Origin of the sequence: Thiothrix lacustris DSM 21227, from assembly GCF_000621325.1 — a bacterium.
Classification (GTDB): Bacteria; Pseudomonadota; Gammaproteobacteria; order Thiotrichales; family Thiotrichaceae; genus Thiothrix; species Thiothrix lacustris.
Genome location: NZ_JHYQ01000022.1, coordinates 41,282 through 60,327, shown reverse-complemented (window position 1 = coordinate 60,327; position 19,046 = coordinate 41,282). Strand labels below are relative to the sequence as shown.

At 52.4% G+C, this 19,046-nt stretch carries 19 protein-coding genes and 1 tRNA gene; 3 read left to right on the top strand and 17 right to left on the bottom strand.

Annotated elements, in window-relative coordinates; all coding sequences use genetic code 11:
• Positions 1 to 36 precede the first annotated feature (36 nt).
• Positions 37 to 2,646 carry a PDZ domain-containing protein gene (locus Q394_RS0111750; RefSeq protein ID WP_028489453.1) on the top strand — a complete coding sequence of 870 codons (2,610 nt, stop codon included), beginning with the start codon at positions 37 to 39 and terminating at the stop codon, positions 2,644 to 2,646.
• On the opposite strand, the gene Q394_RS20095 is transcribed toward Q394_RS0111750, so the two are convergent.
• The 14 genes from Q394_RS20095 to Q394_RS0111680 form a co-directional block, all read right to left on the bottom strand.
• The gene (locus Q394_RS20095; RefSeq protein WP_051543348.1) at positions 2,588 to 3,268 is read right to left on the bottom strand and encodes a GNAT family N-acetyltransferase; all 681 of its coding nucleotides are present in this window, start codon (positions 3,266 to 3,268) and stop codon (positions 2,588 to 2,590) included. The two genes, Q394_RS0111750 and Q394_RS20095, sit on opposite strands and share 59 nt — an antisense overlap.
• A gap of 12 nt (positions 3,269 to 3,280) precedes the next feature.
• Positions 3,281 to 3,814, bottom strand: coding sequence for a phosphatase PAP2 family protein (locus Q394_RS0111740; RefSeq protein ID WP_028489452.1), 534 nt, complete (start codon positions 3,812 to 3,814; stop codon positions 3,281 to 3,283).
• On the bottom strand, positions 3,789 to 4,946 hold the full coding sequence (locus tag Q394_RS0111735) for a glycosyltransferase family 4 protein (protein WP_245606786.1): 1,158 nt from the start codon (positions 4,944 to 4,946) through the stop codon (positions 3,789 to 3,791). Before Q394_RS0111735 ends, Q394_RS0111740 begins: the two co-directional genes overlap by 26 nt.
• Before the next feature lie 142 nt (positions 4,947 to 5,088).
• On the bottom strand, positions 5,089 to 5,775 hold the full coding sequence (phoB, locus tag Q394_RS0111730; protein WP_028489450.1) for a phosphate regulon transcriptional regulator PhoB: 687 nt from the start codon (positions 5,773 to 5,775) through the stop codon (positions 5,089 to 5,091).
• A 75-nt stretch (positions 5,776 to 5,850) separates the two neighbouring features.
• Complete coding sequence (rapZ, locus tag Q394_RS0111725) at positions 5,851 to 6,714, bottom strand: RNase adapter RapZ (protein WP_028489449.1); 864 nt, start codon at positions 6,712 to 6,714, stop codon at positions 5,851 to 5,853.
• Between the two features lie 4 nt (positions 6,715 to 6,718).
• A complete protein-coding gene (locus Q394_RS20090) occupies positions 6,719 to 7,207 on the bottom strand; it encodes a PTS sugar transporter subunit IIA (RefSeq protein WP_051543346.1) in 489 nt (162 codons plus the stop codon).
• A gap of 9 nt (positions 7,208 to 7,216) precedes the next feature.
• Positions 7,217 to 7,555 carry a ribosome hibernation-promoting factor, HPF/YfiA family gene (gene hpf / locus Q394_RS0111715; RefSeq protein WP_028489448.1) on the bottom strand — a complete coding sequence of 113 codons (339 nt, stop codon included), beginning with the start codon at positions 7,553 to 7,555 and terminating at the stop codon, positions 7,217 to 7,219.
• Between the two features lie 62 nt (positions 7,556 to 7,617).
• Complete coding sequence (locus Q394_RS0111710; RefSeq protein ID WP_028489447.1) at positions 7,618 to 9,111, bottom strand: RNA polymerase factor sigma-54; 1,494 nt, start codon at positions 9,109 to 9,111, stop codon at positions 7,618 to 7,620.
• Between the two features lie 127 nt (positions 9,112 to 9,238).
• Positions 9,239 to 9,964 (bottom strand): LPS export ABC transporter ATP-binding protein, encoded by a 726-nt coding sequence (gene lptB / locus Q394_RS0111705; protein ID WP_028489446.1) that lies wholly within the window; start codon positions 9,962 to 9,964, stop codon positions 9,239 to 9,241.
• Positions 9,961 to 10,425, bottom strand: coding sequence for a lipopolysaccharide transport periplasmic protein LptA (gene lptA, locus Q394_RS0111700; RefSeq protein ID WP_245606785.1), 465 nt, complete (start codon positions 10,423 to 10,425; stop codon positions 9,961 to 9,963). The genes lptB and lptA overlap by 4 nt, the downstream gene beginning before the upstream one ends.
• 40 nt (positions 10,426 to 10,465) lie before the next feature.
• The gene (lptC, locus tag Q394_RS0111695; RefSeq protein WP_028489444.1) at positions 10,466 to 10,906 is read right to left on the bottom strand and encodes an LPS export ABC transporter periplasmic protein LptC; all 441 of its coding nucleotides are present in this window, start codon (positions 10,904 to 10,906) and stop codon (positions 10,466 to 10,468) included.
• The gene (gene kdsC / locus Q394_RS0111690) at positions 10,903 to 11,457 is read right to left on the bottom strand and encodes a 3-deoxy-manno-octulosonate-8-phosphatase KdsC (RefSeq protein WP_051543344.1); all 555 of its coding nucleotides are present in this window, start codon (positions 11,455 to 11,457) and stop codon (positions 10,903 to 10,905) included. Before kdsC ends, lptC begins: the two co-directional genes overlap by 4 nt.
• Positions 11,457 to 12,431 carry a KpsF/GutQ family sugar-phosphate isomerase gene (locus Q394_RS0111685; RefSeq protein WP_028489442.1) on the bottom strand — a complete coding sequence of 325 codons (975 nt, stop codon included), beginning with the start codon at positions 12,429 to 12,431 and terminating at the stop codon, positions 11,457 to 11,459. The genes kdsC and Q394_RS0111685 overlap by 1 nt, the downstream gene beginning before the upstream one ends.
• Before the next feature lie 111 nt (positions 12,432 to 12,542).
• Positions 12,543 to 12,629: transfer RNA gene (locus Q394_RS0111680), tRNA-Leu, on the bottom strand.
• Between the two features lie 110 nt (positions 12,630 to 12,739).
• Between Q394_RS0111680 and queA the strand changes: the two genes are divergently transcribed.
• Complete coding sequence (gene queA, locus Q394_RS0111675; protein WP_028489441.1) at positions 12,740 to 13,777, top strand: tRNA preQ1(34) S-adenosylmethionine ribosyltransferase-isomerase QueA; 1,038 nt, start codon at positions 12,740 to 12,742, stop codon at positions 13,775 to 13,777.
• Positions 13,778 to 13,914: 137 nt separating this feature from the next.
• The gene (locus Q394_RS20085; protein ID WP_038141347.1) at positions 13,915 to 14,745 is read left to right on the top strand and encodes a hypothetical protein; all 831 of its coding nucleotides are present in this window, start codon (positions 13,915 to 13,917) and stop codon (positions 14,743 to 14,745) included.
• A gap of 43 nt (positions 14,746 to 14,788) precedes the next feature.
• On the opposite strand, the gene folD is transcribed toward Q394_RS20085, so the two are convergent.
• Genes folD through ppsA form a run of 3 tightly spaced genes read right to left on the bottom strand, consistent with a single transcriptional unit; the run spans position 14,789 to position 18,923 of the window.
• On the bottom strand, positions 14,789 to 15,646 hold the full coding sequence (folD, locus tag Q394_RS0111665; protein WP_028489440.1) for a bifunctional methylenetetrahydrofolate dehydrogenase/methenyltetrahydrofolate cyclohydrolase FolD: 858 nt from the start codon (positions 15,644 to 15,646) through the stop codon (positions 14,789 to 14,791).
• 44 nt (positions 15,647 to 15,690) lie between these two features.
• Entirely contained in the window at positions 15,691 to 16,536 is an 846-nt protein-coding gene (ppsR, locus tag Q394_RS0111660; RefSeq protein WP_028489439.1) for a posphoenolpyruvate synthetase regulatory kinase/phosphorylase PpsR, read from the bottom strand.
• On the bottom strand, positions 16,533 to 18,923 hold the full coding sequence (gene ppsA, locus Q394_RS0111655) for a phosphoenolpyruvate synthase (protein WP_028489438.1): 2,391 nt from the start codon (positions 18,921 to 18,923) through the stop codon (positions 16,533 to 16,535). Before ppsA ends, ppsR begins: the two co-directional genes overlap by 4 nt.
• Between the last annotated feature and the right edge of the window lie 123 nt (positions 18,924 to 19,046).

The window sequence follows — 19,046 nt, the reverse complement described above, 5'->3', positions numbered from 1 at the left end:
CTTACCGGCCTTTCTTGTCTGACAAGGTTTGGTTTTATGTATAAAATTTATTTACTGTTATGGCTTCTCTTATTGGGGGGCTGTGGCGATGGAGCGGTTAGTACGCCTAGTATGGGGCTGATCGGTAGTCGCCTTAGCCCGACAATGTTCAGCAACCCTTATCCGCAGATTCCTGCTCAGTGTTATAGCGAAACTTCACGAGGGACACAAAACGCTTGCCAATATTGCCACACCAATGCCGCTTACCAGTCCGGCTTGGGCAATAACAATCCACAGGCAGGTCTGGAAGCCCGTATCGGCAATCTGCAATTGGAATACGCTTTTGCCCCTTACGAAACCACTGCTCCTTTGGCGACCATTAACCACTGGGAAAATACCCTGAAGCCAGAAAATCTGCGTGCTGTGGTGGTGGCAATGGGAATTGACCCGACTGCGTGGGATATGCGCACTTACCTGCGTACTGATAACTGGAAAGAGGCTTATGATCAGCGTCCCGGTGATCCGAAGCAGTGGGATGCCGGTGTGCAGTCAGCGTTCCGCTTGTTTCCCGGCCTTGATCCGGCTGACTTGCCTGCCAGTGCTGATGGTTTTGTCCGCAGTACAACGGCAAAAAATGGTTTCTTTAGTGATGCACAAGGCTGGATTACCGGTTGGCGTGCGCTTAATTTCATGCCCTATGGGATTTTCACCCCCATGACTGGCTCGGTTTCTGGTATCTACATCCGTTTGCCGGAAAAATTCATGCGACACGAAAATGGCAGTTTTGATCTGGCGATCTACCAACAAAACCTTGATTTGCTGGAACGTGCCATCCAAGGACGCTTATTACCCGCTGATGGTAAAACCTTTGTGGGGAAAGCGCAGGATGTCGCAGTTCAGCGTGGTTTGTACCCACTAGGGACGGAATTTGCCCATCCCTTACACTATGTCGATGTCCGTGCGCCAGGAACGCGTAGCCGCCGGGTCAAGGAAGTGCGCTACATGTACAAAATGCAGGATTGGCAGCCGAGCCAGTTTCGCCCTGGTGAAAAATCCGAAGGCACGGGGGTTTATGGCAATGATGCACAAGGCTGGGTAGACAATGGTGCAGGCTGGCTGTTGGCTGGCTATATCGAAGACAAGAATGGTGCCTTGCGTCCGCAAAACCGTGAAGAAATGACCCAGTGTATCGGTTGCCACAGTGGCATTACCCGCACTGAATTTCCAACCTTTACCTCTGGCACGGGCAATACCGTGGATAGCACTTGGGCAATGCCGCGCAAATTTGCCGGGGCGTTGGGGTGGCAGGAAATGAATTACTTGTTGTACCAACCTGACCCTAATGCCTCGGAAACCGCGATACCGGGTAAGGCGGGTCAGGGTGACCCACTCAATCGTGAGTTGGGCAAAGGTGAATTACGCTATTTCCTTGAAACGGTGGTGGGTGCAAGCCTCTACGGTGATATGCCGCCTGCGGTTGAAGCTGTGCTGGCGGGGGTTATCCGCGAAGTGGAGGGTTATAGTGCAGACTGGCCGAGCCTCGACACCAGCAGCGCGGAGCGTTTTCAACAAGTGCAAACCTTGCGTCAAAAGCTGATGCGCGAATTCACCGCTAAAGGTGAGTATCTGGAAACGGATGGAACCATCAAGGGTGGTTTGCTGTACCCGCCGGAACGCGATGCACTGGCGGCAGCGGCGCGTTATCGCCAAGTGGTGGTTAGCCAGCGTTATAGCAAAGGCAAGGATGTGTTCCCGGAAACGCCTGTGACGTTCCGCCATTTCCGTGATCCTGCGGAGCCGCTGACCCGTGTGGATGGCACGGCGTACCAAACCGGTGAAATGATTACGGAACGTCCGATTGAGCAGGATAATCCGGCGAGTGTTACGTACCGTGCGGGTAACAGTGCTACGCAAATTGACAATACCCAGCCTTACCCGCAAGGCAATTACAACCCGGCTTATTTGCCGCTGTTGCGCTTCCCGCTTCAGTTCGAGTCAACGCCCGCGCCTGCGGGGGCGGTGAAGCGTCGTCTGGATTGGCAAGATATTCCCGTGAGTGTTTTGCCGCTTAACCTGAAGGGTATGTTGGGCTTGCCGGATGGACAGGGTTTTGCGGTGATGGAGTATCAGGGGAAGCAGTTTCTGGTGCAAAGCGGGCGCGAATTGCATACCCATCAAGGGGTGAAGTTGTTGGAGGTCAGCGAGCGCTACGCCTTGCTACAACAGGGTAAGCATCTGGAAAAGTTGGAATTGGGTGATCACACTGTGACACCGCACACTGCCCAGCCAGCTTTGCCGGTGTTGTCTATGGATGAGCTGGCGCTGGTCGATTTGAAGTCATTCCGTGACAACGCAGCACTAGACCCTTACCGTCTGTTTGACGCAGTGCAGCCGGAGGCGGTCGTGGTGAATGGCAAATTGTCCGGTTATCGTTTAACACCCGGTGCTGATCCGGCGCTATTTCACAAGGCTGGTTTGCAAGCAGGGGATGTGTTGCTGGCAGTCAATGGGGTGAAACTGGAAAGCGAGGCACAAGCAGTACAATTGCTGGAGCAATATGAAGGGGCGGTGCAACTCAGCCTGACTTTGCAGCGCGGCAAGGATGAGATTAATTTACCCGTGAATTTTCAGGAGTTTGAGCTGGCGTCAAATGCACAGGCGGGCTGATTATACGAGGCATATTTTGATGGGTGCTGACACTGTTGCGTTGCATCCGCGCTTCCAACCTTTGTTTCACCATCCCCCACTCAGTATCGAGGATGCTGTAAACGGCCGTATCGCGGATTAACCCATCCGGCATAATGGCGCTGCGGCGTAATACCCCTTCCTGCACTGCGCCGAGCTTTTCCAGCGACTGGCGCGAACGCTCATTGCGGATGTCGGTTTTGAACTGTACTCGCAAGGTACCGAAGGTTTCAAAGGCATGGCGCATTAGCAGGTATTTGCTTTCCAGATTGACCCCGCTGCGCTGGTGTTCGGTTTCATACCACGTACCGCCGATTTCCAGTTTCATGTGTTTCAGGCAAATGTCGCGGAAGCGTGTGCTGCCAATCGCCCGCCCCGTCGCTTTGTGGATGACGGCAAACGGCAGGTCAGTGCCTGCTTCACGCAAGCGGATGGCGTTGTGGATGAAGGCTTCCATCGGTTCGCGTTCGGCGAGGTTGCCATAAAACATGTAGTGCCACAGCCGTTCATCACGCGCCGCGTACAACAGGTCGGGGATGTGCTGCTCAGTGAGGGGTTCAAGGTTGATTAAACGGCCTTCCAGAATGACAGGTTGCAACGTCATGACCGCCCCCTTTTAGAATAGGCAAGACAACAGGCAGAAACTTCCTTGTGCCAGACCAGCGCCCAAAAACGCGCCCATCAGCACATCGCTAGGGTAATGCAGCCCCAGCACCACCCGCGACAAGGCGACGAGGATGGTAAACGGCACTACCAGCACGAACCATTCCGGGTAATAGCTCAGCAATACCCAGCTAAACCCAACCGCGTGCAAGGTATGCCCGGAAGGGAAGCTGAACTGGTCGAGTGCCGCTACATTTTGCAGGATATTGTCGCTGTGGCTGTAAGGGCGTACCCGCTCGGTGGAGCTTTTCAGCCATTTGTAAACCAGCAGGGCAGCCAGCCCCACCAAAGCCATGTGCAACGAGACTTGCAGGGCTTGCCAGCCGTAAATCAGCGGCAACATCAGCATGAGCACGTACCAAAAGACCCCGTTTCCCAAACGGCTGATCGCCGCAAAAAACAGGCTGATCGGTTTTAAGTGGTTGACCCGGTTGAACAGAAGGCACAACGGGATTTCACGGTCATTTAGTTGGTGTAGCAGCTTCATGGCGTACCTCGTGCAGAATGGTCTGGAGGGTTTGGTGTAAACGTTCCACCACTTTTTCCCAGCTCAAGCTGAGGGCGGTCTGGTGGGCGGCATGGCCTTGGGTTTTGCGTAAAACAGGGTTGAGCGCGAGTGTGGTGCTTGCTTGAATGAAAGCGGCATTGTCATCCAGTGCCATGCTCATGCCGTTGATATTGCTGCGTAAATGTTCGTGAGCGGCTGCGTAATCGAAGGTGACGACCGGCAGGCCGCTGGCCATCGCTTCTAGCACTACATTGCCGAAGGTTTCGCTGGTGCTGGGGTAAAGGAATAGGTCGCCGCTGGCGTAATGTTCCGCCAAGGTTGTGCCGGTTTGCATTCCTACGAACAGGCAGTCGGGGTGGGCATCTTGCAAGCGTTTGCGTTCTGGGCCATCGCCAACCAGCAGGAAACGTGCTTTGGGAACGTGTTGTTGAATCGCGCGAAAGGCTTCAAACGCCAGATCGAGGTTTTTTTCTTGTGCCATGCGTGAGACCAATGTGACCAGCAATTGGTCGGGCTGGACGCCGAGTTGTTCGCGCAGGGCAGGGCTGCGGCGTTGTGGGTTGAACATTTTTACATCAATGCCACGATCCAGAATGCCCAGTTTGGTGTAGCCGTTGGTGCTCAGTTGTTGCTGCAATTCTCGGGTGGGCACGAGCGTCACCAGTGTCTGGTTGTGGACGTGGCGTAAATAACGCTTTGCCAGACTAAACAGCCCGCTCAAGCGGTAGTAGCGGCTGTATTGGTCAAAGTTGGTGTGGAAGTCGCTGATGACCGGAATGCCGAGCTTGTTCGCCGCTTTCATGGCGGAATAACCGAGTGGGCCTTCGGTGACGATTTGCACGATGTCGGGGCGCTGCTTTTTCCACAAGCGTTTCAGGGCGTTGTATTGCGGGAAGCCGAGCCGAACTTCTTTGTAAAACGGCAGCGTCAGCCCATTGACGAGGTATTCCTGAAAACCGTCTGCGTGCAAGGCTTTGTCACGCGCAGTCTGGCGTGGGCGCACTAACTGGATGTGATAGCCGCCGTGTGCACGCAAGCCTGTCACCATCTGGCTGATGGTGCGTGCTACCCCGTTGATTTCTGGTGGCCACGTTTCGGTGACGACGCTCATGCGGGTGCTGCTGCTGATAAGCTGGAGGTTGGGCTTTGACACAAAAATGTACGTCTCGTAGTGGATACCTTACTGATTTTGCAGGGTTAATACTGCAAGACAGTGACGTTTTTGTGACGGTTGTGTTTACGCTGGCAGAAGGTCAGGGGTTCGGCGAAAAACGGTAGCCTGAGCCGCGCACGGTTTGGATGTAATGTTCAAACCCGTGCGGTGCGAGGGTCTTGCGTAGGCGCAAAATATGCACATCCACCGTGCGTTCTTCCACGTAAACATTGCGTCCCCAAGCGTTATCCAGCAGTTGTTCGCGGCTGTACACACGGTCTGGGTGTTGCATGAAAAATTTCAGCAGGCGGAATTCGGTGGGGCCAAATTCGAGTTCAGTGTCGCCTGCGGTCACGCGGTGGCTGAGTGGGTCGAGAGTCAGCCTGTCGAATGCGAGGATGTCTGCCGGTTGGGAATGCTGGGTGCGGCGCAATACGGCTTGAATTCTTACCACCAATTCGGCGGGGGAAAACGGCTTGCTGATGTAATCGTCGATGCCTGCCTGAAACCCGGAAATGCGGTCGGCTTCTTCGTTGCGTGCGGTTAGCATAATGACAGGGATGTCTTGGGTGTTGCTGTCGCGTTGTAAGCGCTTGACCAGTTCAATGCCGCTCATGCCGGGCAGCATCCAATCCATCAGGATCAGTTCCGGGCGTTGGCGGTGGATCGCGGTGTACGCTTGTTCAGCCGTTTCCGCTTCGTTCAGGGTGAAACCTGCCCGTCCTAGGGCAAAGCCGACCATTTTGCGGATCGGCTGTTCATCTTCGACAATCAGGATATTGCTCATGTGAAACCTGTATGAATTTCATGTTATACAGGCATTTAAGCGTAAGTATGTGTCACTTTCGTGACAGCAGCGCGACTAACGCACGTAGTTGAGTTCGCGGTGACGCAGGATGACGTTTTCACCCATGGTTTTGCGAAAGTGCTTGTAGAGCTGTTCGGCCAGATACACTGAACGGTGTCGTCCACCCGTGCAGCCAATGGAGACTGTCAGGTAAGCACGCTGGTTGGTGTTGTCGATACTGGGAATCCAGTTGTCTAGGAAAGCACGCAGATCGTGATACATACGTTGTACTTCATCATGCTTTTCGAGCCATTCGATAATGCCTGCATCTCGACCTGTCAGGGTGCGTAGGTCAGGTTCCCAGTAAGGATTGGGCAGGCAGCGCACGTCAAACAGAAAATCAGAATCCGACGGGGCAGTGTGTTTGAAGCCGAATGATTGGATCATCAGCGACAAGTGCTGTTGGTCGGTTTGGCTGATGCGTGCAGTTAGCATACGCCCCAACTCATACACGCCAATATGCGAGGTATCCAGCCGTAAGTCAGCGTCAATAGCCAGTGGCTCCAAGAGGGTGGACTCTAACGCAATGGCTTTGTCGAGTTCCTGAGCTTCGCTGGTTAAGGGGTGACGGCGGCGGGTTTCATTGTAACGTTTACGCAAGACTTCCTGTGTGGCATACAGGTAAATGACTTGTGTGCTGGGCACGCGCTGACGTACCCGCTTGATAATGTCGGGGGTATCCAGCAGGCTGTCGCGCCCACCTCGGATGTCAATGCCAACAGCTAAATATGGCTGTTTGGCTATTTGCGGAGTACTGAGCAAGGCTTCCAGCAGTTGGGAAGGCAAGTTATCAATACAGTAGTAACCGTTATCTTCGAGTGTGTGCAAGGCATAACTTTTGCCAGCACCAGACATACCGCTAATGATGACTAAATGCATACTATTAGGCCGCTAATGCACCCTCTAACGGGTGGTTGGATGGAGTGAATAACATAATGAAGTGATCCAGCATCGCTTCACTGTCACAATAGCTACAGATTTCTTCAATCAATGTTTTTTGTATCAGAGTGCTGGTCAGTTGGGTAATGAGCTCAGAATAATCAGGGGCTTGGTTGGGTGGAACCAGAATCGCCATGAACAGTTGCACGGGTTTTTTATCCGGCGCATCCATTTTGACCCCGTCTTCCACTAACAACAAAGCCCCGCAAGGTTGAGTGACGGACATACACGCATGGGGAATAGCAACGCCATTGCCGATAGTGGTACTACCCAGCTTCTCCCGGTTGATGAGTGCGTCAAAAACAGCATCGGCACTTAAGGTGCTTTGATTTAAGGCAAGCATTTCAGCCAAATATTCAAAGGCACGTTTCTTACTGGAAATGTCTGGCTTGCAGGCAATTCGCTCGGGAGATAGCAGGGTAGTGATGTCCATAATAATATATCAGTCCACAGTTTCTTCAGTGATAGCAGCTAGTTGTACAGCTTCCTGACGATGATGGTCTTTTATCTTTTCCTTGTGTTTGACAATTTGCCGATCGAGCTTGTCAGTCAGGGCGTCAATGGCTGCGTACATATCATCTGCAATGGCATCTGCAAAGAAGTGGTTGCCATTGACATGAAAAGTTGCTTCAGCCTTGTGGTTCTGTTTTTGGACTTCCAGAATGAAATGGATTTTCATTACTTGGTCAAAATGACGCTTCAGGCGTTCTGCCTTTTCACGCACATAGTTGTTCATGGAGTCTGTCACTTCAAGATGATGCCCAGTGATTTCTAATTGCATAATGCAAGCTCCTTATTCGAGGTCATGGATGAAACTGTGTTTGTCATGATAACAGTCACAGTTCAGGTCGGAACCAATGTCTTCCGATCATGTGATGACGGAATCGACATTGCTTCACGATACTTAGCGACAGTGCGTCGCGCTACATTAATACCCTGCTGGTTGAGCAGGTTGGTCAATTGGTTGTCGCTTAGGGGTAAGTGCTGGTCTTCTTCATTAATGAGTTTTTTGAGCATGGCACGAATGGCCGTCGAAGAGCAGCTAGATCCCGTATCAGTATCGACTTGACTGGAGAAGAAATATTTGAATTCAAAGATACCGCGTGGGGTATACAGGTATTTGTTGGTGGTGACGCGGGAGATGGTGGACTCGTGCATTTCAAGCTCTTCTGCTATATCCCTGAGAATCAATGGCTTCATTGCCTGCTCACCATATTGCATGAAAGCGCTTTGACGTTCAACTATTGCTTTGGCAACATTCAGCATGGTGGTATTGCGGCTTTCCACGCTGCGGATCAGCCAGCGGGCTTGTTGCAAATTGGATTTGAAGTAGCTGGCATCATGCTCACTTTTGGCCTGTCCCAGCATGTCAGCGTAATACTGATTGACTTGCAGGTGTGGTGTGACTTGCGCGTTCAGTGAAACCACCCATTCTCCTTTGATCTTGCGGACATAGGCATCAGGCACGATGTAATCGGCACTGGATGCTGAATAAGCACTACCCGGTCGTGGTTGAAGGCTGCGTAACAACAAGATGATCTCTTCGAGTTCTCCCTGTTCTATTTTCAACCTTTTGCTTATTTCTTTATAGTCGCGCCGCTCCATCAAGTCCAGATTTTTTTCGACGAGCTGGCGAGCCTTGAAGAGAATGCGGCTTTCTGGAAGGTGCGCCAACTGGATCAATAGGCATTCACGTAAGTCGCGTGCACCTACGCCTACCGGGTCGAGTTGCTGGATAAATTTGAGGACAACTTCGAGGTCTTCAATGTCAATCAGCAGGTCGTTGCGGAGGTCTTCAAAGATTTCTTCGAGCGGGTCGCACAAGTAACCGGCATCATCGAGCGAGCCTATCAGCACTTCCGCAATTTGCTTGTCGATGCTGGTCAGGTTGCTCATGCGAATTTGCCATAGCAGGTGTTCCTGCAAGCCACTGTCGGCGGTATCTCCTTGATTTTCTAGGAATCCATTCGCATCGCCGTTGCCGTCACTGTTGCTGCTGCGCGTATCGTAAATATCTTCCCATTCGGCATCCATGTGCAGTTCGTCGGGAATGTCCTGATCAAGCTGGGAATGGTCGTTAGATGCCTCTGCGGAAGATTCCGTGTCGGATAGCTCGGTAGTATTGGTGGTGGCTTCGGCGAGCGGCTCGTTGGGTATTTCAGGGCGCGAGTCATCGGCTTCATCGGCAAGTTGCAGCAAAGGATTGTCTTCCAGTGCTTGCTGAATTTCGTTCTGTAACTCCAGTGACGATAATTGCAACAAGCGAATGGCCTGTTGTAATTGTGGCGTCATCGAGAGTGTCTGGCCAAGTTTGAGATCAAATCCCTGTTTGAGCATTGTTCTTGTTATTCCTTTTTGCTGTGTCGCCGATGAATCCTGTCTGTCATGGCTTTTATACTACGCTAATCGTTTGCTGGTGCAAAGATGCGATAATCGAGGTGAATGGTGGCTGACTTAAGCTAGCTCACAATTTAAAATTTTCCCCGAGGTAGACACGCCGGGCTTGTTCATTCTGCAAAATGTCATCAGGTGAACCTTCGACCAGAATTTTACCTTCGCTGAGAATGTAGGCACGGTGGCAAATACCTAGGGTTTCGCGCACATTATGGTCGGTGATGAGCACGCCGATGTCGCGGGCGACTAGGTGTCGAATGATTTTCTGGATTTCCAGTACGGAAATCGGGTCAACCCCGGCAAATGGCTCGTCTAGCAGGATGAAGGCAGGTTCGCTGGCAAGGGCGCGGGCAATTTCAGCACGGCGCCGTTCGCCACCTGAGAGGCTGATGCCTTGGCTGTCACGCAGGTGAGTCAGTTGGAATTCTTCCAGTAAGCTATCAACCTTGGCTTGGCGTTGGCTACGGTTCAGCTCTTTGCGTAACTCCAGCACGGCCATGATGTTTTGCGCCACGGTCAGTTTGCGGAAGATGCTGGCTTCTTGTGGCAGGTAGCCGATGCCTTCACGGGCGCGTTCGTGCATGGCGGCGGCGGTCATGTCTTTGTCGTTGAGCATCACTTGCCCAGCATCAGCGCCAACCAGACCGACGATGATGTAGAAACAGGTGGTCTTACCCGCCCCGTTCGGCCCGAGTAAACCCACGACTTCTGCCGTGTTGACATGCAAATCTACACCTTTGAGGATTTGACGTTTTTTGTAACTTTTCTGCAAGTTACGGGCGGAAAGGGTATTCATTCGGCGGCTTTATTGGTGGGGTAAAACACGGCGGATACTCGGCCTGCTTTGCCTTTGCTACTGGTGCCGCCTGCTTTAAGTTGGCCTGTGCCTGTTAGGTATTCGATGTGATTGCTGGTGAATCTGTCCTGATCTTGCAGGAGCTCGGCATTACCGTTGAGGATCAGGCGCTTTTCCTTGACTAGATACTGCATTTCACGGGCTTTGCCACTGGCGAGTTTGCCATTGTCCATTTTTTGCTTGAGGCTGACGGGGGAGCCTGTGGCCACAATGCTGACGATTTCGTTGTTGGGGGCGTTGATTTCAATGTGGGCAGCGAGGATTTCCAGCGTTCCCTGACGGATGCTGACGTTGCCGTCGTAGCTGGCTTTACCCGCTATTTTGTCGAATACGGCTGAGTCCGCTTCAATTTGTACCGGAGCTTCCACATCGGAGGTAATAGCCTGAGTGGTCGAAACCATGCCTGCTAGCAGTAAGCACAAAATCCAAGGGGTTAACCCTTTATTTGACTTGATAGGTTGAGCGAACATTGGAATCCAGTTTTAGTAAATTATCGTCAAGTTTAGCGGTAAGTCCGGTAGATTGTGTGGTGCCAGAAGGTGATGTAATGAACACTTCGGCATCGGTGGAAATTTCCCGTGTGGCTTGATCATACAACAGACGGTCTGACTGTAGCTTGAATCCTGCCGAGGTCTTTATTTCTGCGGCAATGATGCGACTTTGGCGTTTGCCTTGCCAATGTGACAAGTGCTGCCCAGTCAGTTCATAACCTACCTTGCCATCGGACTCTATTGCCATGATGGAAAAATCGGATAGGTAGTAGTCTATCTGGTCTTTTTCCATCGTCAATTGGCTGATGTCGGTTTTACCTAGATAATCTTCAGCCTGCGTAATCAGCAGGATGATGATCAGGGTGACAACCAGCGCAATGAGGTGTTTCATGTCAGGTAGCTGTCTAGCTTGGCTTGTAATTTACCGTGGGCGTGTAGCAGCATTTCACAGACTTCACGGCCTGCGCCACGACCACCGTTGGTTTGCGTGACCCAGTGGGCGTGCTGTTTGACGTGGTAATGTGCATCCCCCACCGCGATAGCAAAACCGACTTGCGCCATGACAGGTAAATCCACCACGTCATCACCCACGTAAGCAATGTTTTCCGGCTTTAACCCGGTTTGGGCAAGTAGGTCGGCGAAGGCCGGACGCTTGTCGCGGTAGCCTTGCCAGATGCGGTTACGGGGAATTTTCAGGTTGTCGGCACGGTGCAACACCAGTTCGGATTGTCGCCCGGTGATCAGCGCCATTTCTAGGCCGCTTTCTAGCAACATGCGGATGCCGTGCCCGTCTTTGGAGTTGAAGGCTTTGTATTCTTGGCCGTCATCGCCGTAGAACAGGCTGCCATCGGTCAATACGCCGTCGATGTCGAAAATGACCAGACGGGTGTTGCGGGCGCGTTCGAGCACAGCGGCGGGGAGATTGTCAAAAGTGTTTATCATCAGGCGATTCCTGCGCGTAAAAGATCATGCATGTGGATGATACCGATAACGCTGCCATCCTGCACGACTGGCAGCACGGTAATCGCGTATTCCTGCATCAGGTTGAGGGCTTCGACCGCGAGGCTATTGGCGTCGATGCTACGGAATTGTGTAGTCATCAGGGCGGAAATGGGTTGTGTATGCAGGTCTTGGCCTTTATCGAAAGAGCGTCGCAAGTCACCATCGGTGAAGATACCTTGCAGTTTACCGTGAGTATCGGTGATGGCTGTCATGCCGAGTTTTTTGCGGGTCATTTCCAGAATCGCTTGTTGCAGCGGTGCATCTGGGTTGACCTGTGGGATGTCTGCACCGGTATGCATAATGTCATGCACATGTACCAGCAAGCGTTTGCCCAAGCGTCCGCCGGGGTGGGAACGGGCGAAATCTTCAGCGGTAAAGCCGCGTGCTTCCAGCAGGGCAACCGCGAGCGCATCGCCCATCACCAGTGTGGCGGTGGTGCTGGAGGTAGGTGCAAGCCCCAGCGGGCAGGCTTCTTTATCTACCCCAATATTGATGTGGAAATCGGCGGCTTCTGCCATTGGTGAGTGCGGGTCGCCAGTCATGGCGATGACACGCACGTCGAGGCGGCGAATGACGGGCAGTATGGCGAGAATTTCTGAACTCGTGCCGGAGTTGGAGAGTGCGATGATGACATCACCATTAACAATCATGCCGAGGTCGCCGTGGCTAGCTTCGCCGGGGTGCAGGAAAAACGCGGGTGTCCCGGTGCTGGCAAGCGTTGCCGCGATTTTATTGCCAATGTGTCCGGATTTGCCCATGCCGGTGACAATGACGCGCCCCTTACAGACCAGTATGGCTTCGCAGGCGTTCAGGAATTCGTTGTCTAAGCGTGAGGGTAGGGCGGCGAGGGCAGCAATTTCAGTGTCGATAACCGCTTTCGCGAGCGCGAGGAGGTCTTTGGCATGGTGTGACATTGTGGTTAGCCCTTTGTCGTTGTTAGCCTTTTGGTCTGGTGTGCCGAATGCGGGCACAAAAAAACCCGCGACTGGCGGGTTAGATGTTCTCACTTGTTATTAGTTCACAAGTGGTGCCGAGAGCGAGACTCGAACTCGCACAATGTTACCATCGGCGGATTTTGAATCCGCTGCGTCTACCAATTCCGCCATCCCGGCAGGGTGTGAAGGCTGCGAATTATACCTAAATTTTTCGATTTGTCGAAAGAAATTTTACGAAATGTTATTATTTCTTTCCTCATAACTGCCCAATACAATAACGGATGCCCATGCAACTGAGTGATTTCCATTATGACCTCCCGCCTGAACTGATTGCTGCTGAGCCATTGGCAGAACGTAGCGCCAGTCGTCTACTGATTCTGAATGGCACCACCGGTGCATACCGCGATGGTCGGTTCACCGATGTGTTAGACCTTATCCAGCCAGAAGATTTGTTGGTATTCAATAATACTCGGGTGATTCCTGCCCGCTTGCACGGTGAAAAGGCCAGCGGTGGCAAAGTCGAGGTGTTGGTGGAGCGTATTACAGGCGAACATACCGCGCTTGCTCATGTGCGTGCCAGTAAAGCGCCTAAAGCGGGGACGCGCTTACGGTTGGAACAAGCAATTGATGCAGAGGTGACTGGGCGTCAGGGGGATTTGTTTGAGGTGAAGTTTTTGCATACGGATTCTGCTTTGAGTTTATTGGAGCAGTATGGGCATATGCCCTTGCCACCCTATATTGAGCGTGAGGATACCTTAGCAGACCGGGAACGTTATCAAACGGTGTTTGCCCAGCAGCCCGGAGCAGTGGCAGCACCAACCGCTGGTTTGCATTTTGATCAGGCATTGTTGGATGCTTTGCAGCATAAAGGCGTGCAAATGGCTGCCGTGACCCTACACGTTGGCGCAGGAACGTTTCAGCCAGTGCGTGTGCAGGATTTATCGCAGCATGTTATGCATGCCGAATATGTTGAGGTTTCCCAGCAGGTTTGTGATGCGGTGGCGGCTTGTCATGCGCGTGGCGGTAAAGTGGTGGCTGTTGGTACAACCTCTGTGCGCAGCCTAGAAAGTGCGGCACAGGATGGCAGTTTAAAGCCTTTTCAAGGTGACACCCGTCTATTCATTACACCCGGTTGTGGGTTTCGAGTGGTAGGGGCGCTGATTACTAATTTCCATCTGTCTGAATCTACCCTGTTGATGTTGGTGTCTGCGTTTGCGGGTTATGAAAATATCAAGCAAGCCTATCAACACGCGATTCGTCAGCAATACCGCTTCTTTAGTTATGGTGATGCCATGTTTATGTCCTATAAGCAGAATAAATCGTAACTTCATCCGTCAAGGTTGTGACTTTTTTGCAACTGTAAGATCATAATCATCTTGTGTAAATATATGTTTATCAAAGATTAATCAGGCTTGTCATTGATTTCTTTTTGATCAAGTTGAGAATGTGCTGGAGATTGATTATGAATAAGCAAAGCGTCTTGAAAACAACCTCTCGGGTATGGTTGGGTGGTTTTATGTTGTTAGTTACACCATTACTGTGTAATGCAGCGTTGCCTATGCCTGCTGATACCTCGTTGGTTTACCGCGTCCAAGGTTTGGATGCGGGTAATGTCTTGAAAATGTACAAAGATCCGGGTAAAGAAGTTCTGGTCAATATTCCTCATAATGCTACTTGGATTGCTCGGCGCAATGCACAAATGACCGTTGGCGATCAAGTCTGGGAAAAGGTGAGTTGGGATGATCAAACGGGGTGGGTATTATCCGATGCATTAGTCGATGATCCCGCTGCGACAGCAGAGGCAAATAAACGGCGCCAATGTTTGATTGACCCAGCTATACAGGATAAGGAGTGCTGTGGTTATCCAGAGGCTGCTAAAGGTGGCTTATTCAAATCCATCCCGGTGTATGCTGTCCAAAATTTATCTCCCGGTGAAAGTTTGATGATGTTCGTTGATCATGGTGAGGATGCCATTGCGGTGGAAATTCCCCACAGCGGAACCAGCATCGTCAAGCTGGGGCAACGTGCCGAAGCCGGTGCATTTGCGATGGAACGCGTGCGCTGGGCAGGCCAGAATGGCTGGATTGATGCTGCTAAAATTACCTATGACGAAGCCAAAACCAAAGCAGGTGATGCCAAACGCCAGAAGTGCGGTGGTGTATCCGGCGGGGTTGATTTCCGCTCATCTGAGGTGGTTTGCTTGCCAGCACCGGTGATCCGCCGCTTGCAAGAGTCCGGTGCACTGGATGCCGAAACGGTTAAAATGCTGCTGGAACAAGCCGGTAAGAAATAAGAGGTTCAGGACAGGGGCGTATTGAATACGCCCCTGTTCACGCCTAGAACGAATGTTTTTCGCAGGCTTCCAGCGTATTTTTCATCAGCATGGCCACGGTCATCGGGCCGACGCCACCGGGAACCGGGGTAATCCACGCTGCGCGTTCTGCTGCGGCGGCAAATTCTACATCGCCAGCCAGTTTGCCGTTTGCTAGTCGGTTGATGCCTACGTCGATCACGGTTGCGCCCGGTTTGATCCAGTCACCCTTGACTAGCCCCGGTTTGCCCGCCGCAGCGATTACGATGTCGGCTTGCCGAACCAGATCGGGGGTGGAACAGCCACTAAAGCGGTGGGTGACGGTGATGGTTGCACCGGCTAATAGTAATTCCAGCGCCATCGGGCGACCGACAATATTGGACGCGCCCACAATGACCGCATGGCGGCCTTTGTAGACTTCGCCGGTGCTATCCAGTAGGCGCATTATGCCATAGGGTGTGCAAGGGCGGAGGCTGGGAATACGTAGGGTTAGTCTGCCAACATTGGTGGGATGGAACCCATCCACGTCTTTGCTAGGATTGATTTGTTCGATGATCAGGGATGAATCTAGATGCGCAGGCAGGGGTAGTTGCACCAGAATGCCGTCAATCAGCGGGTCGTTGTTGAGTTCGTTGACCAGTTCGATCAGTTCGTGCTGGGTGGTTTGCGGGGGCAGGTCGTAAGAGCGTGACATAATGCCCACTTCGTCGCAGGCTTTGCGCTTGTGGCTGACGTACACTTGCGACGCAGGGTCGGAACCGATGAGGATAACGGCAAGGCCGGGGCGGCGCTTGCCTTGTTGTAGGCGTGCATCGACACCTTGTTTGACTTCGACACGGACGTCGGCGGCGATTTTCTTTCCATCAATGATCTGGGCTGTCATGGCGTTTCCGGGGCTGGGAAAAAGTGCGTATTGTCGCACTTGACTTACTCCCCGTACAACTGCCGTTTCAAGCCGCTGCGGTTGAGGATGGTGGTCGCCATTTCCTCAATCGACGTTGCAGTCGTGTCGATGTAGGGAATTTTTTCGCGTTGATACAAACTTTGCTGCCATTGAAGTTCTTGCTGGCATTGATTCAGCGAGGAGTAGCGGCTGTTAGGTTTGCGTTCTTGGCGAATTTTATGTAACTGCTCTGCCGTAATCGTTAAGCCAAACAATTTGTTTTTGAAGGGCTTGATGATTGAGGGAAGGGATGATGAATCCATGTCCTCTTCCGTCAGTGGGTAGTTAGCAGCGTAAATGCCGTATTGCAAGGCCAGATACAAGCAGGTTGGCGTTTTGCCAGAGCGTGAAACCCCCACCAGAATGATGTCAGCTTCGGCGAAACTTTTCGCGCTGATACCATCATCGTTGGTTTGGGCAAAGTTGACGGCTGCAATCCGCTTGGTGTACGAGGCATTGTTATTGACCCCGTGCGAACGCCCGATAGCGTGGGAGGATTGCTGCCCCAGTTCCTTTTCCATCGAGTCAATGAAGCTCTCGAAAAAATCGTAAATGGCGCAGTCAGCCCGCTCTATCAGGGAACGTACCGCAGGATCGATCAGGGTACTGAATACCAGCGGGCGGCAGCCATCCTGTTTGCCGGTCAGGTTGATTTGGTCGGCGGCAGCTTTGGCTTTTTCCTCAGAATCCAGAAACGGGATGCTGATTTTACGCCATTTAATGCCATCGAACTGGGTCAACAAGCTGTGACCCAGCGTTTCGACGGTAATGCCTGTGCGGTCGGACAGGTAAAACACTGTCCGCTGCTTCTTGCACGTTTCGGTACTCATGCCTTGGCGTTGTCAAGGCTGGCGAGGTGCAGCCAAGTATCCACCACCGTATCCGGGTTCAATGACAAGCTGCTGATGCCTTGTTCGTGCAACCAAACCGCGAAGTCGGGGTAGTCCGAAGGCCCTTGTCCGCAAATACCGATGTATTTGCCTTGCTTGTGGCAAGCATCAATCGCCATTTTCAGCAGCTTTTTCACCGCAGGGTTACGCTCGTCGAACAGATGTGCGATCAGGCCAGAGTCACGGTCAAGACCGAGTGTCAATTGTGTCATGTCGTTGGAGCCAATGGAGAAGCCATCGAAGTATTCGAGGAATTCTTCGGCTAGTACAGCATTGGAGGGGATTTCGCACATCATGATGAGGCGTAAACCGTTTTCACCCCGTTTGATGCCTTGTGTTGCCAGCAATTCGGTAACTTGCTGAGCCTCTTCCAAGGTACGGCAGAACGGGATCATGATTTCGACGTTGGTTAAGCCCATTTCTTCGCGGACTTTACGCAAGGCACGGCATTCCAGTTCGAAGCAATCCCGGAAATTGGTGGACAGGTAACGGGAAACGCCACGGTAGCCGATCATTGGGTTTTCTTCGTGTGGCTCGTAACGGTCGCCCGCCATCAGGTTGGCGTATTCGTTCGACTTGAAGTCGGACATGCGCACGATCACCTTGTTGGGTGCGTAGGCAGCCGCAAGCGTGGCGATGCCTTCGACCAGTTTTTCCACGTAGAAATCGACCGGGCTGGCGTAACCGGCAATCTTCGCGCCGATTTTGGCTTTCAGGTCGGCGGGTAGGTTATCGAATTCTAGCAAAGCCTTCGGGTGAATACCGATGGTGTTGTTGATGATGAATTCTAACCGTGCCAGACCAACGCCCGCATTCGGCAGGCGTGAGAAGGCGAAGGCGCGGGACGGATTGCCCACGTTCATCATGATTTTCACGGAAAGGTCAGGCAAATTGCCCGTGTCAGCCGTGCGCACTTCAAACGGCAGTAGGCCGCTGTAGATGAAGCCGGTGTCGCCTTCTGCACAGGAAACGGTGATAGGGTCGCCGTCTTTGATGTGTTGAGTGGCATCGCCACAACCAACGACAGCAGGGATGCCCATTTCACGCGCAATGATCGCAGCGTGGCAAGTACGTCCACCCCGGTTGGTGACGATGGCGGAGGCGCGTTTCATGATCGGTTCCCAATCTGGGTCGGTCATGTCGGTTACGAGTACATCGCCTTCCTTCACTTCGTCCATCTGGCTGATGCTCATGATGATACGGGCAGGGCCTTGGCCTATTTTCTGACCGATTGAGCGGCCTTCAGCAACGACATCGCCTTTGGCTTTAAGCTGGTAACGTTCGATGATGGTGGCAGAGGCGCGGCTTTCGACGGTTTCAGGGCGAGCTTGCACGATGTAGAGCTTGCCATCACCGCCATCCAGTGCCCATTCGATGTCCATCGGGCGTTGGTAATGCTTTTCGATGATCATGGCTTGGCGGGCAAGCGATTCGACCTGTTCTTCGGTTAGGCAGAAGCGTTGGCTGCGTGCTGCGTCGACTTCACGGGTTAATGTTGCTTTATTGTGCGCGTCGCCTGCGGTAGCAGCGTAGACCATTTCAATGGCCTTAGTGCCCAAACGACGGCTGAGGGTCGCAGGACGACCAGCTTCAATATTAGGCTTGTAAACGTAAAATTCGTCGGGGTTGACAGCACCTTGTACGACCGTTTCGCCCAAGCCATACGCGCCGGTTACGAATACTGCGTCGCGGAAACCAGATTCGGTGTCGAGGGTGAACAGTACGCCACTGGCACCAATGTCACTGCGTACCATTTTTTGTACGCCAGCTGACAGGAATACCTTGTCGTGCTCGAAATGCTGGTGGACGCGGTAGGCAATGGCGCGGTCATTATACAGGGAGGCGAATACTTCCTTGATGGCGGCAATGACATTGTCGAGGCCACGTACATTGAGGAATGTTTCTTGCTGGCCTGCAAAGGAGGCATCTGGCAAATCTTCAGCGGTGGCTGAAGAACGTACTGCGAAAGAAGCGGTGTCGCCAGAACCAGCGGCTAAGGTGTCATAAGCTTCACGTACCGTTTCCAGTAGTTTTTGTGGTAAGGGAGTATCCATTACCCAACCACGGATGGTCTTCCCCGCCGTCGTGAGTGCGTGGATGTCATCGACATCGAGTGAATTCAGTAGCGCGTTGATGCGGTCAGCGAGACCATCAGCGCGGATAAAATCTTGATAAGCATGTGTGGTGGTCGCAAAGCCATTGGGTACGCTAACGCCCGCGTTTGCCAGATTGCTGATCATTTCTCCAAGAGATGCGTTTTTGCCGCCGACGATATTAACGTCATGCATCCCCAATTGATCAAACCAAAGAATGTAATCTTCTGCCATTATGAAATCTCCGTCAGTCGTGTTGGGAAGTATGGGATCTTTTATTTGTCGGTATTAAGGCATTGTTTCACAGGGGAGGGAGAGAAAAAAGAGCGGCGTCTACTATTGACGCCGCAAGCACCA

Bases quoted from the DNA above. Each gene is read 5' to 3' on its own strand.
- lptA (WP_245606785.1), bottom strand. From the start codon at position 10,425: ATGGTTTCGACCACTCAGGCTATTACCTCCGATGTGGAAGCTCCGGTA.
- Q394_RS20085 (WP_038141347.1), top strand. From the start codon at position 13,915: ATGAATAAGCAAAGCGTCTTGAAAACAACCTCTCGGGTATGGTTGGGT.
- Q394_RS0111710 (WP_028489447.1), bottom strand. From the start codon at position 9,111: ATGCTCAAACAGGGATTTGATCTCAAACTTGGCCAGACACTCTCGATG.
- rapZ (WP_028489449.1), bottom strand. From the start codon at position 6,714: ATGCATTTAGTCATCATTAGCGGTATGTCTGGTGCTGGCAAAAGTTAT.
- phoB (WP_028489450.1), bottom strand. From the start codon at position 5,775: ATGAGCAATATCCTGATTGTCGAAGATGAACAGCCGATCCGCAAAATG.
- Q394_RS0111735 (WP_245606786.1), bottom strand. From the start codon at position 4,946: ATGAGCGTCGTCACCGAAACGTGGCCACCAGAAATCAACGGGGTAGCA.
- Q394_RS0111685 (WP_028489442.1), bottom strand. From the start codon at position 12,431: ATGTCACACCATGCCAAAGACCTCCTCGCGCTCGCGAAAGCGGTTATC.
- queA (WP_028489441.1), top strand. From the start codon at position 12,740: ATGCAACTGAGTGATTTCCATTATGACCTCCCGCCTGAACTGATTGCT.
- Q394_RS0111740 (WP_028489452.1), bottom strand. From the start codon at position 3,814: ATGAAGCTGCTACACCAACTAAATGACCGTGAAATCCCGTTGTGCCTT.
- ppsR (WP_028489439.1), bottom strand. From the start codon at position 16,536: ATGAGTACCGAAACGTGCAAGAAGCAGCGGACAGTGTTTTACCTGTCC.
- Q394_RS20095 (WP_051543348.1), bottom strand. From the start codon at position 3,268: ATGACGTTGCAACCTGTCATTCTGGAAGGCCGTTTAATCAACCTTGAA.
- kdsC (WP_051543344.1), bottom strand. From the start codon at position 11,457: ATGATAAACACTTTTGACAATCTCCCCGCCGCTGTGCTCGAACGCGCC.
- Q394_RS0111750 (WP_028489453.1), top strand. From the start codon at position 37: ATGTATAAAATTTATTTACTGTTATGGCTTCTCTTATTGGGGGGCTGT.
- lptC (WP_028489444.1), bottom strand. From the start codon at position 10,906: ATGAAACACCTCATTGCGCTGGTTGTCACCCTGATCATCATCCTGCTG.
- folD (WP_028489440.1), bottom strand. From the start codon at position 15,646: ATGACAGCCCAGATCATTGATGGAAAGAAAATCGCCGCCGACGTCCGT.
- Q394_RS20090 (WP_051543346.1), bottom strand. From the start codon at position 7,207: ATGGACATCACTACCCTGCTATCTCCCGAGCGAATTGCCTGCAAGCCA.
- lptB (WP_028489446.1), bottom strand. From the start codon at position 9,964: ATGAATACCCTTTCCGCCCGTAACTTGCAGAAAAGTTACAAAAAACGT.
- ppsA (WP_028489438.1), bottom strand. From the start codon at position 18,923: ATGGCAGAAGATTACATTCTTTGGTTTGATCAATTGGGGATGCATGAC.
- hpf (WP_028489448.1), bottom strand. From the start codon at position 7,555: ATGCAATTAGAAATCACTGGGCATCATCTTGAAGTGACAGACTCCATG.